Origin of the sequence: Candidatus Ichthyocystis hellenicum, assembly GCF_001460935.1 — a bacterium.
Classification (GTDB): Bacteria; Pseudomonadota; Gammaproteobacteria; order Burkholderiales; family 2013Ark19i; genus Ichthyocystis; species Ichthyocystis hellenicum.
Genome location: NZ_LN906597.1, coordinates 1,617,922 through 1,633,502, shown reverse-complemented (window position 1 = coordinate 1,633,502; position 15,581 = coordinate 1,617,922). Strand labels below are relative to the sequence as shown.

Here is a 15,581-nt window from a genome sequence, read left to right as displayed (position 1 = left end):
ACCAACGTTGCTAAATATACACTATTTGCATTCTATTTTCATGCAATTTGAGTGAAACTTACCTAACGGTACCCTATTTTGATAATCGCGCTTTTTTAGTTGTGGCTATGATAGTGTTATTTTTTAGATAAATCCACAGAGTTGATGATTGGGCATTGACTTCGGTATGTGCGAAATCGTTGGCGGGCCATGTTTTTTTCGTGTTCATCGGTAGATGATACTATTTCTATTATTTTAGAAGCCTTGTTCCAGTTACACAGTTGCTTGTTAACGAGAAGATTTACAACAACAGCTTCCTCTTCAAAGACATCAGTTATTTGATGCACTATGACTATGGGTGTGTACTGAGATACGCCGGTGCCGTAAATCGCATGCGGTACGAAGGTTATTTTTTGAAAATGCCAAAGAATATGATCCATTTCTACCGACGACGATTCATCCTCACAGAATATTAGCATTCTTTTGCGCGGTGACCTGAGGTAGTGGTCGTTCACTATACTGCATGCACTATGCAATTTTCTGTTGGAGTTGAAATAAAAAAAAATTTCTACATTTTTTTGCATAAACACCTATACGGCAGGGTTAGACTTGCTTTCATCAATTATCCACTGACTAAGCAAGGGCACGGGCCTGCCAGTAGCAGCTGCTTTTCCTTGCCCCGACGTCCAAGATACACCTGCTATATCAAGATGAGCCCACTTGTATTTTTTAGTAAATCGAGACAAGAAGCATGCTGCAGTTATAGATCCACCCCATCTCGTTCCCATATTAGAAAAATCAGCAAATTTGCTAGATAGTTGAGGTTGATATTCTTCCCATAACGGCATAGGCCAGGCTCTGTCATATGTTTCATCACCAGCGCAAATAAGTTTATCTCGCAGCGAGCAGTCTTCATCTCGTGTGTAGATAGCGGCGGCTTCTTCTCCTAGAGCAACTACGCAGGCTCCAGTAAGCGTTGCTATATCGATAACTACTTTTGGATTAAAGCGTTCCGCATAGGTGAGTGCATCGCAAAGTACTAGGCGTCCCTCAGCATCTGTATTAAGTATTTCAACTGTTTGACCGCTAAGAGTTTTAACAATGTCCCCAGGTTTAGTTGCAGCACCACTCGGCATGTTCTCTGTTGCGGGAATAAGTCCGACAACATTTATTGGTAATTTTAAAGTAGCAATAGTTTTCAAAGTACCTAAAACTGTTGCCGCGCCGCACATATCAAACTTCATTTCATCCATGCTGGCAGATGGCTTTATTGAAATACCACCACTGTCGAACGTTATTCCCTTTCCTATTAGCACGTAAGGAGGTGAATCCTTTTGTGGAGAATTTTTATAATGAATCTCAATGAATAATGCTGGTTCCTCAGAGCCTTGAGCCACAGATACAAAAGCACCCATTCCCATCTCTTTCGATTGCTGTAGATTGATAACGTTAATCTCCATACCCATATCAGCGGAGATTTTATTTGCGTGAGATGCCAAGTAGGATGGGGTGCAAATGTTAGCAGGAGCATTTGCTAGGTCTTTGGCCAGTTTTACTCCGGAAGCTATGGCCTGTGATTCACTTATTGTATCAACAATGCTTTTTTCATCAACTAAACGATTTATAATAAACCTGGTTTTCTTCAGGGAAGAAATATTTTCCTTTTTGACTTCAGATCGCATTTCGTTGTAGTCATAGTTGATATTTTCTCCTATCATAATGGCCTGTCTCATCATCCAGCAGGTGTTTTTGTCTCCCACTTTTTCCGGTAGTGCGAACGTTACTTCGTTCATTCCTATTTTTCTCAGCTTTTGCCATGCAGCCGAGAGTGCCTTGCGGTAGTTGTGAGGGGTTTGGTCACCCTCATTTTCTCCAACAGAGACCATTAGCACGTTTTCCACCGAATTTTCGTTGTACAATGGTACAAGGAGATAGTCCCCCGCGGTGTATGACATCCTGTTGCTATTTGCTATCGCGCTAACGATATCCACCCACTTTGCATCTATTTTTAGTGATAAGTTTTTCTGTGACGCGTTTAAAAAGATAACGAGACATTCGGTGCTCAAAGTGGAAATATCTTGCAGAGACATGTATTCAAAATCCATTTTACTACCCCTAACTAAACTATAATGTAAAAGCGGACAGGGTCCACCGTACCCAAAAGTTAACAAATAATCACTGATTCCAGTTGTAATTATTACTCAACTCCAAAAAAATTTCTTCCAATGATCTATTTTTTACGGACATGGTTAAAATTCTGCCTTCTTCATGATCCTCCATGTTTATCTCTATGTCTGCCGGTGGTATCAAAGGCACTCCATTTTCTGGCCATTCTATTGCCACAATGTGCTGTGGTTTTCTGTGATACGTATCCAAATCCAAGATACTTGTAGCTAATGGATTGCTCAATCGGTATAGGTCAACGTGAAAAGCCTTTATTGATCCAGTATCATAAGTGTGCACAAGACTGAATGTTGGACTGCTAATAGTATCTGATACACCCAATGAGTGAAATAATCCTTGCACAATGGTTGTTTTACCACTACCAAGAGTTCCACTTAGGTAAATTATTGTTCCTTCTGTGATAAAATGGTGGCATTTCCCAAGGGCTGTAGCTAATTTTTCACCCCAACGCCGGGTTGCCGAAGGTTCGGGGAGGTTATAGGTTGCGGTGGTTGTGTTCATTAGAAAAAGCCATTTGTCAAATTATATGTGCCCTGTTGGAGGTGATAATAGTTTCATTGTTGGTATTCTATAACATTATTTGTTCCTTTTTGACAGGAGATAGAGGAAGTTATGATGCATCCAGTGGCTGGAGATCAATTCCTAGCATCGACGGGGCGCAGGTTTTTATCTATTTTATACGAAATGGTGTTTTTATTCTCAATTTTGTTGTTTCTGGCTGTTTTTGTTACTATTTTTGAGTACTTTGTAGGGTTTATTCCCTCGCGCCAGCATTCGGTTATTGTGTCTCTTACTGGTTGGCATTCTTTTTTGGCTCAGTTGTTTTTCCTGATTACTACTGGTTTTTATTATACGTATTGTTGGTATATGTCTGGCCAGACTTTGGCTATGAAATCTTGGCGTATTAAATTGGTTTGTCGTGATGGACATAAATTGACTAAAAGTCGTCTTTGGGCTAGGTACTTTCTTGTTTTTGCCTTGTTTCCGATAAACTTTTTTTGGGTTTTTTTTGACAAAGATAGGCAGTTTTTGCACGATCGTTGGTGCAAAACTATGTTGATTTTAGTTTGATAATTTTTCTTCTATTACTGGGGGGTTGTATGATTTTTTCTACTGAGTGTGGATTTTATGATGATTTTGATGATGTCGGTTGGGTGTCTCCATTTGGTTCCAACAGAAATAGGAGTCGGTATTTCACCTTAAGGAGACGAATACTTTATGTTACACTTGGCGCTTTCGATTTTTCAGAACACGAGGAATAGCCTCCGTGCTATTTACGATTCGTATGTTTTACCATACCTTAGACGTTTTATTTCACCCGGTCGAGTTCTTACCAGTCGTCATCTCTCTTTCTTAAATAGTTTCCGCCGTAGGCAAATGGGGGCTTTTGTCTACCTTGCTGAATCTGATGGCTCTCGCATTCATGAAGCTAGAAAATTCATGGACTCATGTTCTTTTTGTCCATTTTCGTCTCCTGTTGTTATGTCTAGGGAGGAAGTTTCTTGCCAGCACCTATCTGCGGAGTGGGTAGTATCATCAGGGGATGCTGTAGTGCTTTATTTTCATGGTGGGGGACTGTTCTTTTCTGCCCTGGAGAAACGCTTCATGCTGGCTCTCTCTCATTTTTTTAGGTCTAGAGTTTTTTTGCCACATTACAGATTGGCTCCGGAGCACGATTTTTTATCCCAGTACGATGATGCCCTAATTTCTTATCAGTATTTGTTGAGGCAAGGTGTTTCTCCTGCAAACATTACTGTTGTTGGTCAATCCTGGGGTTCTTCTTTAGCACTATCGTTATTATTGCAATTGCAAAAAAGGTCTTTGCCTCAGCCGGCATCTGCTGTACTGATGAGTCCTTTTTTATCTACTTCTTGGGATCGTACTCTTCGCGATCGAGTAAATTATCGGGGGGATTGGTTATTGTCTGATCATGTTTTTTCTCACCGGCGTTTGATGGGTTCTCCATCAGATTTTGTTGTGGATTCATCCTGGTCTAAGTTGCCACCGATAATTATTCAGGCAGGACAAGACGATTTTTTCGTTCCTTCTTTGCAACAAATGTTTTCTGATGCCTCTTGTTTTAATGAAAATCTTAGGTTGCATCTTTACCCTAACATGACGCACAATTTTCACCATCTGTATGAATTGTCGGTGACTGCGGAGCAAGCCCTGGAAGACGCTGGTAGATTTATTGAGTCCCAGTCACGATTATGAAGAATTGAGGTATTTTGTGGTGTCGCTCTCCAAAAGTTATGATCCGGCTACGATTGAAGCGTTTTGGCGCGATGAATGGTCGGCTCGCGGCTATTTCAGAATGGGTTGCGATTGTAGAAGATCTAAGTCTTTTTGCATATTGCTTCCTCCTCCAAATGTTACTGGTACTTTGCATATGGGTCATGGATTTAATCAGACTCTTATGGATATCCTAATTCGATATCACTATCTTTGCGGTTACAACACTCTTTGGCAACCAGGAACTGATCATGCAGGCATTGCCACGCAGATTGTTGTTGAGAGGCAATTGGCTATCGAAGGTAAGACTAGACACGATCTGGGTCGTGAGTGTTTTTTAGATAGGGTTTGGGATTGGAAGTCTAAATCCGGAGGTAAGATCACTACTCAGATGCGTCGCCTTGGTGTTAGTTGTGATTGGTCACGGGAGTCTTTTACACTTGATTCTGCTCTTTCTAGGAATGTGACTGCTGTTTTTGTACGTTTGTACCGTGATGGTCTTATTTATCGTGGCAAGAAAATTATTAATTGGGATCCACTTCTAAAAACTGCTGTTTCTGATTTGGAAGTTGTTAATACTGAAGAGGATGGATTCCTTTGGTATATTTCTTACCGTGCTGTTGATGGTAATGGCTGTCTTATCGTAGCTACTACTCGCCCGGAAACATTGTTTGGTGATGTTGCTGTTGCGGTTCATCCTGATGACGATAGATATAAATCTTGGATAGGAAAGCATGTTTTTGTGCCCATTTGCAACAGATCGATTCCAGTAATTGCTGATGATTCAGTTGATCCTTTATTTGGTACTGGCTGCGTAAAGGTTACCCCGGCTAGTGATTTTGACGATTATAAAAGGGCCATTAGGTATTCGCTTTCATTTCTAACCATTTTTGACGATGAATGTCGTCTTGTCGGAGAAATTCCTGAATCCTATCGAGGGCTGGATCGTTATGATGCTAGAAAAATTTTGTTGCAAGAGCTTAAAGATACTGGTTTTTTGGTCGATCAGAAACCTCATCGACTTGTACTGCCTCGCGGGGATAGAACATCGGTTGTTTTAGAGCCACGTATTACTGATCAGTGGTTTGTAGATTTGACTTCTATCACTCAATGTAATGGACTTCCTGGTGGCTGGAAGTCTTTAGTAGAGCCAGCTTTGGATCTTTGTAAGCGAAAAGAGATTACTTTTGTTCCTGATGTTTGGTACAACACCTACTACAGGTGGCTCTCTGAAATACAGGATTGGTGTATATCGAGACAACTTTGGTGGGGTCATCGTATTCCTGCTTGGTTTTCTGATGATGGAAGTGTTTGGGTTGCTCATGATGAAGATGAGGCCTACCAGTTAGCACGTAAGGACGGTTATGTTGGCACCCTTATTCAGGACTCTGATGTATTAGATACTTGGTTTTCATCCGCTTTGTGGCCTTTTTCATCTTTGGGTTGGACTCCCGAGTATCCTGATGTTTCCAACCCAGCTATGGACCTATATTTGCCGTCTTCTGTTTTGGTTACTGGTTTCGATATCATTTTTTTCTGGGTGGCGCGGATGATTATGATTACCAATTACATAACAGGCAAGGTTCCTTTTCGTACAGTCTATGTTCATGGGTTAATCCGCGATGGAGAAGGCCAGAAAATGTCTAAATCCAAAGGTAATGTTTTGGATCCTATAGACTTGATTGACGGTATTTCCCTGGAAGAATTACTCAAAAAGAGAACCTTTGCCCTTATGAATCCATCTAAGGAGAGTGATATTGTTGAGCGTACATTGAGGGAATTTCCGAACGGCATCCAGGCCTATGGAGTGGATGCTTTGCGATTTACCTTTTCATCCTTGGCTAGTCCTGGTAGGGATATAAAATTTGATTTAGATCGTTGTGCTGGTTATCGTAATTTTTGTAATAAGCTTTGGAATGCTGCTCGTTTTGTTCTTATGAACGTTGATGGTAAATTGGTTCGTTGTGATTTCTCCTATTCATCCTGGGTGGATAAATGGATCTTGTCTGTGCTAAATCGTACCGTTGATACTGTGCATAAATCATTTCAGCAGTACCGTTTTGATTGGGCAGCGCAAGCTATTCACTCTTTTTTTTGGGATGAGTACTGTGATTGGTATATTGAGATGTCAAAAGTACAGCTTGCTGATTCTAGATCAGAGGTTGTTTCTCACACATCCTATGTTCTTTGTTTGGTGCTTGATATAGGACTGAGGTTGGCTCATCCTATTATTCCTTTCTTAACAGAAGAACTGTGGAAGAACGTTTCTCCCCTTATTCATATGCGTTCTTTTCCTTCGATACTAGAGCTAGGGTACCCTAAGTACGATCATTCTTGTAATGATGAAACAGCAGAGGGTGTTATGGCTTCATTTAAAAAAATGGTTGCGGCCATTCGCCACCTGCGTTCAGAGATGAAAGTTTCTCCATCACATAAGGTATCCTTGATAGTGGAGAGGAAGGGGTTTTGGCCGTACGACAGCAGATACTTGAGGCAGTTGGCAAAAGTAAGCGATATATCTTTTACAGATAATATGGACTCTGTCTTTGCCCCTAAAGGGCAAGTTGATGGATTAACTATAGCTTTAGATGTCTCCATAGACCATGCTAATGAAGAAAAACGTCTCGAGAAAGAGCACAACAAAATAATGGCTAATTGCCAATTAATTAGGGAAAAACTTGCACAACCAAGCTTTTGCGACAAGGCACCAGCCAACGTAGTTAACAGGCAAAAACAAATGTTAAAAGAAAACGAGGAAAAGTTAATGTCCATAGAGAAACAGCTGAAGAAGATCAGACAGTGGCTCCTCGAGTTGGACTCGAACCAACGACCCACGGATTAACAGTCCGTTGCTCTACCAACTGAGCTATCGAGGAACAGGATGACATTATGTATAATTCGTCCACCTCGGTCAAGGCTGATAATTGTAGGTGTTGATATATTTGGGGGGTGAGTGTCATTACAGGTGCGATATTTCAACCGTCTTGTTGATGTTGCAAAGGATATATTTAGTTCTTTTTCTCGTGAGTGTATTTGGAGTAGGACTCACCGATTTATTGTTCCTAGCCGTGGACACGCGGATTGGATTGCTTATCAGATTGCTGATCAAGATGGCATTTGTGTTGGTTTGTCATTTGATTTTCCGGCTTCTTTTTTATGGTCAATGGTAGGCCATTTAGACAAACGTGTTGATGAAAGTATTACTAAAAGAATCCAAGGTGAGCGTTTTTACCGTATTTGGAGAGAACTATGTAATAACCAGGAACATGGTTTTTTTTCCAGCTTAGATCTTAACGATGTTTCTAGATATTACCTTGCATCGCAGATACTCAGTACATTTGATAGGTACGATCGCTACCGTCCAGATTGGATACTCGCATGGAGAAATGGTGAATATTTATCAATAGGAGCAAGCGAGGACTGGCAAGCCTCTTTGTGGTTTAAACTTGCGGATGACGATTTTTCTTCAGAAATTTTGGTTGATTGGATCAATCATATTAGCACCTCTGATACTATTCCTTTGCCAAATTTTGCCCCTAAATCGATTACTTTATTTTGCTTAGCCTCTATTCCTCCTCTGTACTGGTCAGCTTATTGTGCTCTATCAAGATGGATGGACATAACTATTTGGATTATAAACCCATGTGAAAATTATTGGGGTGATATCCGTGATCAAGCAGATCTTACTTATCGGGAAATAAAAAATAGTAAGTCGATCGATTATCTAGAGACGGGAAATGTTTTGCTTGCTGCATGGGGGAGGTCACGTCGTGATTTGATAGAGTGGTTTTTACAACATGATGTTCCAACAGAAGAAAAATTTTGTGTTGCTGCTAAAGATAGTGTTATTCATAGAATACAAAACGATATTTTAAATTGGTCTGATGAAGAAATTTTGCTTCCAGATGAGTCGCTACAGATACATAGGTGTTGTCATTTTATCGATGAATTACATGTTATTCATCGACGTCTCCAAAAACTGTTTCATGAAGATGAATCCATTAATCCAAGTGAAGTCTTAGTTTGGGTTCCGAATCTAGCTAAGAATGTAGGTTGGGTAGATGCAGTGTTTTCAAATTCAGATTACTTTATTCCCTACACTATTACCGGATTACCGCGCAGAGATATGACAGATATTAGTGTTGCTATTTCTCAGTGGCTTAACATTATTAATTCACGTTACGAATATTCACTAGTTTTATCATGGATTAGGTTGCCTATTGTTAGATCATCATTCAGTTTAACACAAAAAGATTGGCAAGATCTGGAGAAGATTATTTACGATCTTGGTGTGCGTTGGGGCTTGGATTCCATGCACCGTGCAGATTGGGCAGTTGAAGAGTATAGACATACATGGATATTTGCACTTGATAATTTATTTAATAATTTTTGTTTTGATAATGATTTGCATGCATTGAGTGTTGAGCAGATGGGTGTAATATCATTTTTAGTTAATTTATTGCGCGATTGGCCTGAGCGGCTAAGAAAAAAACATTATATTCTAGATTGGGTAATTTGGATCAAAGATTCTATTAGTAAGTGGTGTCCTTCAGAGCTGTGTGGAGGTTTGGATGAGATTTATGATAATTGGGAAAATAATTTTTTTGCTTTTTATAAAGGCAAGGAACTTGTTGATTTTTCTTTAGTTATGGAAATGTTAATTAGCTCTTTCAATGAACCTCTACGTGGCTCAGTTCCTTCCGGTTCGGTTACCGTTACTTACTATGGTGGATTGTCAGGTTTGCCATATAAGGTTTTAGCTTGTTTAGGTTTAGGAGAGGGGATATTTCCACGACCTTTGATGAAGTGCCACTATGATTTGATGTCTGTTTTTCCTCGCCCAGGTGATGATAATTGTTCTCGTGATGATAGAGCCACTTTTCTTGATTCTTTTATGCAAGCAGATTATGTCCACTTAAGTTACGTTGCGTGGGGACAAAATAATTATTCTCTGTGTGTTCCTTCCGTATTGATAGAGGACATAGTGCGTTATCTCTCCGATAAGCTTCCTTTTTGTAAATGCTCTCATCCTCGAGAAGAGGTTGAGAAATCATTTTTTCATGATCATTGTTCATTACAAGTGCAATATTTAACTAAGGATGGTACTTTTAGTGAGGAAAATAAAATAACTTCTACCAGTGGTTACGTTTCTTCATTATCTAATTTTAATCTTGATAATGTAATAAGAATATTGTCGCATCCAATTAGGTACTTTTTGACCAAAATAGCCAATGTTAATGCTAGCTTTTCATATGGAGTAAAACGTGATGATGAACCATTTTCCCTGAATATTTCTAGTAAAAAAAAATGGATAATGTCTTGTCTTATTTCTGATCTCAATTTTTCTGATACCAAAAATAGTATAGATTTTCCTTATGGTATCTATGGAGAAAGGGAGTGGGATATTTTATGTAAATCTGTGGCATTAATTAAAGAGCGCCTAGATCTTAATGCTGTTCCTTATATTGAATTATCTGAGGAGTCATATGAGTTAGATAAGGGGTCTTTTGGTACTATATCTGTTGCTGATTTTCGTATGATTAAAATATTGCCCAAAGCATTTATTGATGATTATCTTCGCTTTTGGATTGAGCATATTTTTTACTGTGCTGCTTCTTCTCCTAAGAACCATAGTTTGTTAGTGACACCAGATGAAGTTATTTCCTTAGATGTTCTGACTAAAAATGAAGCCAATAGCTGTTGGGATGATTTAATTTCAGTTTGTCATAATTCTTTGAAGGGGGTAGTGCCATTTTTTCCTAGAACCTCATATGAATATGCCATAAAAAATAGTAATTTATCTTATGCTTATAGTATTTGGAAAGGAAATGAGTGGCAAGGTGGTGAACTAAATGATCCTTATTACCAGCTTGTTTATGATTTTGGTAGAGCTGATGCTTTATCTAATTCACAGTTTGATTTTTATGCCAAATTGATTTGGGACTCTTATCTTAAAAGATTAATATGACACATTTTATATGGTCAATTCCTCTTAATGGTCGTTGTTTGATTGAGGCTAGTGCTGGTACTGGTAAGACATGGAGTATCGTTTCTTTATATTTGCGACTAGCTATTGAAGAACCATGTGATGTGAAATCTATTTTAGTAGTAACATATACTCGTTCTGCTGTGGCAGAATTGAGGCAAAGGATTAGACAACGTTTAACCTTCCTATTATATTCCTTATCCCATCATAAAGAGGAATTATTACCTGAGTATGAGTGGTTATCGAAGTTACTGCTTAAGCGTTCACGTAGCGATTTAATATTGTCCATAAAATGTGCTCTTTATGATTTTGATCAATCTCCCATATATACTATTCATGGATTTTGTCAACGTATTTTAAGGGAGATGAATTTCGATTCTGGATGGTTGCTAGATCAAAATGTTATTTCTGATTCTAGTGATGTTTATGAATTTGCTGTTATACAAACTATGAGAATGTTTTTTAATCCTACGTACTGGCCTACAAAACATGATGATTATTCTTTATGTGCTTTCAGAAAATTTTTGAATGAATATCCAAATCCTAAAAAAATAATTAATTTTATGAAACCTTGGGTTTTTCGTGAAGATGTTGTTTGGGAGTTACCTATTATTCCTAAAATTTCTCTATCAGATCTTTTAGTAGATATAAAAATAAATAGGAAAAATGTATTGTCTATTTTAAATATAGATACAATTACTGACCTTCAATCAAAGATTTGTAGAGGATCTTTTAGTGCACGATATTATACGGATACTAAGATATCTAATCTTTTAGATGTTTTGCGTAATTCTATGCTATCTAATGATATTTTTGAATGGAAAGATGATTTTGATTTATTAACTTATCCTACACTTGAAAAGCATTTGAAAAAATCGTTTAGAATGGTTTCTCACCCATTATTGGATGTTATTTCAAAGCTGAAGTGTTCTTATAGTTTTCTGCATGATTGGTTTAGATACGACAGTGCTCGATTTTGGCATTTATTGACCCAAAAAGTTCAACAATTCTTGGATGAAGAAAAAAAACATAGACGAGTTGTTTTTTATGATGATTTGTTGCGATCCTTCCACAATTTGCTTAGTAGTAAAGATAATGTGGCACTGTACGTTGCGCAGCAGTTTCCATACATTTTAATTGATGAATGCCAAGATACAGATTTTTTACAGCAAAATATATTCCGTAAAGTTTTTTGTTTACCTAATCAGTTTATTGCCTATGTTGGAGATCCCAAGCAGGCTATTTACGGTTTCCGCGGCGCTGATATAGATGCCTATCTCGATATTATTAGTGATATTGATGTTAAGCGGTATACTCTCACTGACAACTATCGTTCCGTTCCTGATTTATTAAGTGGAATTTCTTATCTGTTTTTTAATAAGAAGGATCCATTTATTTTTAAGGGGATAGAATATTATCCAGTTTTTTCAAAAAAAAAATCTTCGTTATTACAAGATAATCCTGATCCACCTATTCAAATTTCATTTTTACCTTCCTTATTAACTAAAACCCAGGCACTTATTTGGTCTGCAAATAATGTTGCTCAAAAAATACTTTCTTTGTTGCTGCGAGCTCAAAGAGGGGAATTGAAATGGGTTAATAGAGAAATTTCTCCGGGTGATGTAGTTGTTTTGGTTCATTCGCATTATCAGGCAGATTTAGTTCAAAATGCTTTACGGGAGAGGAGAATACCAACAACCAAGGCTCATCAAGCTAGTGTTTTTGTTTCGGAGGAGGCGCAGTGGATCATACTTTTTTTGTGGGCACTATATGATCCTCAGGATGCTACTAAATATAGGGCCTTGATGATGACTCCCCTTATTGGTCTTTCTGTTGATGAATTGAATTATAAATCAGATCTTTATAAGAATTTTTCTCAAAAATTTCCGCTAGAAGTTGAAAAATTACACTATTATGGATTGGCGAGTGTTTTTTATCAATTTTGTGATACCTATGGCGTAATGCTTCGTTTGATGAAAATTGATAATGGTAGGAGACATATAGTTAATTTATTTCATTTGATAGACATATTGCAATCGGATTGGTTACGATGCCGTGATCTTCTTACACTAATTCATGAAATTGATAAACGCCGTGATGATGCTCATCGCGGATATGTTCTTGATGATTATCGACTTCGACTGGATTATGTTGATAATGCAGTATTAATAGTTACCCAACACGCTTCTAAAGGTTTGGAATATCCATTTGTTTTTTGTCCGTTTTCATGGTCAGTTCCCTCTATAGCATCGCCTTACCCTATAATTACTAGAGAGCGAGGGGGGTATTACTGTGATTGGGGATCATCTAAGTATAACGAGCGAGTTCATACGTATGAGAGGGAAATTTTGGCTGAACAAGTTAGGTTGCTTTATGTGTCACTAACCAGAGCTTGTGAAGGAGTGTACTTGGTGCTTGGTAACTATAAATCTCGTTATCCCAGAGAGCAACTTTTTAATGCGATGAATTGGTTGTTGATGAGCTGTGATAAGGATTACAGTGATTGGTTATCTCAATCTAAGCTTGTTTATTCGGACGATTGTTGGCAGAAGTGGTGTGATGATTGCATAGGAGTATCCATTAGTTCAGAGTGTGACTTAGCTACAGAATCTTATTTTTATGTGCCTAATTCTGGTGTTTTACCCTGTAACGTTGATTTATCAAACAGGAAATTAATCGATGAAGTTTGGCATTGTTCAAGTTTTAGTAAATTGTGGAAGGGTTCTAGCCACCATTTTTTATATGGTGCCGCACAATTGCCTGCAGAGAAATCGCTGTTTTCTCCTTGGGACTCCTTCAAGATTGTACCAGGATCGCGTTTTTTAGGATCTATGGTTCATCGTGTACTTGAAGTTATTAACTATACCGATTCCTTACTTTGGAACGATCAATTACTGCACATACAAGATGAATATAAGGAATATTCAAATTTTCATCCTTATATAGTTGATATTATTTTACGGCATCTTCCAAATTGGCTATCTACAGCACTTTTTCCGTTAGATATATCTCTATCATCAATAAATGCCAATAATCGCTTTCACGAGTTAGATTTTTTATATTCATGGAATCCAGGTTGTGTTTATGATGCTGTGTCATTATTGCGTGATCACGATTGGCCGGTTCCATCTATTTCAGATGATTGGCCATCAGGGTTTTTACGCGGGGTAATTGATGTTGTTTTTGAACACGACGGTAAATTCTATATCATTGACTGGAAAACTAATGACCTGGGTGTTGGTGTCGATGATTATAGCTATGATTCCTTGGAAAAAGTTATGTTGAATGAGGGTTACGGCTTGCAGGCCATGCTATATGTATGGTCAATTAATTTATGGCTGCATAAAAAGCTACCTAATTACTCGTACGACGTTAATTTTGGAGGAGTATTCTACATTTTTCTTCGTGGATTTGGAGAAAAGTTGGGATCTGGTATTTGGTTTAAACGCCCATCAAATGATCTAATTATGGCTTGGAAGGAGTTTGTTAGTAGTGGCAAGACCAGGTGATGATGCACGGGCCGATTTATCAGACAGTTGGGTGGATATGTTTGTTGATTGGTCTTGTAAGCAAGTAAATTTTTGTTGTTCAATTGAATCTAAGTCTGTGTTGGTTAAGTATGTTCGTTCTTTTTGCCATAATTGGTTGCATGGTGAAGGGAAGACGTATGTTTTGCCTTTAGATGTTGATCTTTTGCTGGGTACAGGAGTAGTTTCTAGGTACGAAGATGAAATTAAAACGCCATTTTTAATAGATGGACTTTATTTTTCTACTTATAGTTTTTCTAGGGACAGAAGGTTTATTTGTGAATCTTTCTTAGGAAAATCTTTTCTAGATCCTGTTTGTCCTGTAGGTGAAGCAGATTCTGTAGTCAGATTAATTTTTCCGGGTGAGTGCGAGTACACGGATCAGATGAGGGCTGTGTATACGACTCTTCTTCTTCCTTGGGTTGTTATTACCGGAGGTCCAGGAACAGGGAAAACCACGACTTTAATTGGTATACTGAATGCTTTTTACAGGCTGTGCCCAAGTTTTTCGATTGCTCTTTGTGCTCCAACGGGAAAAGCAGCAATGAACTTGATCAATATTTTTGATCAAGTTAAGGAATTATTTGCTAATAGTGATTTGGGATTAAGTTTGTCTGGATATTTGGTTCAAACTATTCATAGACTTCTAGGTTATCCACATAGATGCAAGTGTTTTCCGCTTACCTTTGATGTTGTTATTGTTGACGAGTCATCTATGTTGGATGTTTGTCTAATGAAGACATTGATGAACCGCATGAAGAAAGGATCACGTCTCATATTGTTGGGCGATAGTTGCCAATTAGGACCGGTACAGGGTGGCTCTGTATTTAGAGAAATTGTTAATACTGATATTAATGTACTACTTCCTTCAGGGATAAATTTATCACCTGTGATTACATTGAAAAGAAACTATCGCTTCTTGTCTAAGGAAATTCCCCTCTTGGCAGAGTCAATTTTATCTAGCAACATCCACATTATAGAAGAATTTATATTTCAAGGAAAAATTTTTAAATCAGATATTGATTTCGTTGATCCCGTATGTACTTCCCACGAAAGATTGTGGAGCACCATAGTGGATGGATACAGTTTGTATGAGAAAACTGTAGATTCTGAGGACGATATTTATGCTTGGTTTGACGCTCTTTTTAAGTACCGTGTGTTATGTGCTGTTTCCGAAGGTAGTTTAGGTACTAAGAATACTAACAGAGTTATTGGACAGATAATTTCTAAGCGTTTGAATAGATCTAAGCACTATCATCTTTTTTTTTCTGGTACTCCGCTAATGGTTTTGAAAAATACTCCGGATAAGGATTTGTACAACGGTGATGTTGGCATCTTTCATTGGCAAGATGGTCAGCCAGGTGTGTTTTTTGTTACTCACTGTGGAGCAAGATTTGTTCCTTGGCATGATATGCCACTTTGTCAGGAAGCTTGGGCCATTACAGTGCATAAATCTCAAGGCTCTCAGTTTTCTTCTGTTGCTATTTTAGTTCCTCCAGGTAAGAAAATGTTCTTTTCTAGAGTGTGGTTATACACTGCTGTGACACGTGCAAAAAAACACATTTTACTGTGCTGTTCTCAAAATCAGTTATTTGATTTTTTCTTGTAGATTATTGATGACCATATTTATTTTTTGTTAGATTAAATTGTATTGCTTTCATTTTGATGGGTGA

10 protein-coding genes and 1 tRNA gene are annotated in these 15,581 nt (G+C 38.1%); 7 read left to right on the top strand and 4 right to left on the bottom strand.

Features of this window, described 5'->3' with window-relative positions:
* Positions 1–116: 116 nt before the first annotated feature.
* From Arg41_RS06295 to tsaE, 3 genes are all read right to left on the bottom strand, one after another.
* Complete coding sequence (locus Arg41_RS06295; protein WP_092486808.1) at positions 117–563, bottom strand: DNA polymerase III subunit chi; 447 nt, start codon at positions 561–563, stop codon at positions 117–119.
* Positions 564–569: 6 nt separating this feature from the next.
* Positions 570–2,084 carry a leucyl aminopeptidase gene (locus Arg41_RS06290; protein ID WP_092343293.1) on the bottom strand — a complete coding sequence of 505 codons (1,515 nt, stop codon included), beginning with the start codon at positions 2,082–2,084 and terminating at the stop codon, positions 570–572.
* A 70-nt stretch (positions 2,085–2,154) separates the two neighbouring features.
* Positions 2,155–2,664 (bottom strand): tRNA (adenosine(37)-N6)-threonylcarbamoyltransferase complex ATPase subunit type 1 TsaE, encoded by a 510-nt coding sequence (gene tsaE / locus Arg41_RS06285; protein WP_092343294.1) that lies wholly within the window; start codon positions 2,662–2,664, stop codon positions 2,155–2,157.
* 111 nt (positions 2,665–2,775) lie between these two features.
* On the opposite strand from tsaE, the gene Arg41_RS06280 reads away from it, so the two are divergent.
* Genes Arg41_RS06280 through Arg41_RS06270 form a run of 4 tightly spaced genes read left to right on the top strand, consistent with a single transcriptional unit; the run spans position 2,776 to position 7,237 of the window.
* Complete coding sequence (locus Arg41_RS06280) at positions 2,776–3,234, top strand: RDD family protein (RefSeq protein WP_092343295.1); 459 nt, start codon at positions 2,776–2,778, stop codon at positions 3,232–3,234.
* Between the two features lie 29 nt (positions 3,235–3,263).
* A complete protein-coding gene (locus Arg41_RS07965; protein ID WP_157722305.1) occupies positions 3,264–3,425 on the top strand; it encodes a hypothetical protein in 162 nt (53 codons plus the stop codon).
* Positions 3,382–4,377 carry an alpha/beta hydrolase fold domain-containing protein gene (locus tag Arg41_RS06275; protein WP_092343296.1) on the top strand — a complete coding sequence of 332 codons (996 nt, stop codon included), beginning with the start codon at positions 3,382–3,384 and terminating at the stop codon, positions 4,375–4,377. The genes Arg41_RS07965 and Arg41_RS06275 overlap by 44 nt, the downstream gene beginning before the upstream one ends.
* 16 nt (positions 4,378–4,393) lie before the next feature.
* Positions 4,394–7,237 carry a valine--tRNA ligase gene (locus Arg41_RS06270; RefSeq protein WP_420885866.1) on the top strand — a complete coding sequence of 948 codons (2,844 nt, stop codon included), beginning with the start codon at positions 4,394–4,396 and terminating at the stop codon, positions 7,235–7,237.
* Here Arg41_RS06270 and Arg41_RS06265 read toward each other — a convergent pair.
* Positions 7,196–7,271 (bottom strand) — tRNA-Asn (locus Arg41_RS06265). The two genes, Arg41_RS06270 and Arg41_RS06265, sit on opposite strands and share 42 nt — an antisense overlap.
* Before the next feature lie 77 nt (positions 7,272–7,348).
* On the opposite strand from Arg41_RS06265, the gene Arg41_RS06260 reads away from it, so the two are divergent.
* Genes Arg41_RS06260 through Arg41_RS06250 form a run of 3 tightly spaced genes read left to right on the top strand, consistent with a single transcriptional unit; the run spans position 7,349 to position 15,517 of the window.
* On the top strand, positions 7,349–10,363 hold the full coding sequence (locus Arg41_RS06260; RefSeq protein WP_092343297.1) for an exodeoxyribonuclease V subunit gamma: 3,015 nt from the start codon (positions 7,349–7,351) through the stop codon (positions 10,361–10,363).
* A complete protein-coding gene (locus Arg41_RS06255) occupies positions 10,360–13,890 on the top strand; it encodes a UvrD-helicase domain-containing protein (RefSeq protein ID WP_092490601.1) in 3,531 nt (1,176 codons plus the stop codon). The genes Arg41_RS06260 and Arg41_RS06255 overlap by 4 nt, the downstream gene beginning before the upstream one ends.
* Positions 13,874–15,517, top strand: a complete 1,644-nt coding sequence (locus Arg41_RS06250) for an ATP-dependent DNA helicase (RefSeq protein WP_092343299.1) — start codon at positions 13,874–13,876, stop codon at positions 15,515–15,517. Before Arg41_RS06255 ends, Arg41_RS06250 begins: the two co-directional genes overlap by 17 nt.
* The last annotated feature ends 64 nt before the right edge of the window (positions 15,518–15,581 follow it).

Bases quoted from the DNA above. Each gene is read 5' to 3' on its own strand.
- Arg41_RS06295 (WP_092486808.1), bottom strand. From the start codon at position 563: ATGCAAAAAAATGTAGAAATTTTTTTTTATTTCAACTCCAACAGAAAA.
- Arg41_RS06290 (WP_092343293.1), bottom strand. From the start codon at position 2,084: ATGGATTTTGAATACATGTCTCTGCAAGATATTTCCACTTTGAGCACC.
- tsaE (WP_092343294.1), bottom strand. From the start codon at position 2,664: ATGAACACAACCACCGCAACCTATAACCTCCCCGAACCTTCGGCAACC.
- Arg41_RS06280 (WP_092343295.1), top strand. From the start codon at position 2,776: ATGATGCATCCAGTGGCTGGAGATCAATTCCTAGCATCGACGGGGCGC.
- Arg41_RS07965 (WP_157722305.1), top strand. From the start codon at position 3,264: ATGATTTTTTCTACTGAGTGTGGATTTTATGATGATTTTGATGATGTC.
- Arg41_RS06275 (WP_092343296.1), top strand. From the start codon at position 3,382: ATGTTACACTTGGCGCTTTCGATTTTTCAGAACACGAGGAATAGCCTC.
- Arg41_RS06255 (WP_092490601.1), top strand. From the start codon at position 10,360: ATGACACATTTTATATGGTCAATTCCTCTTAATGGTCGTTGTTTGATT.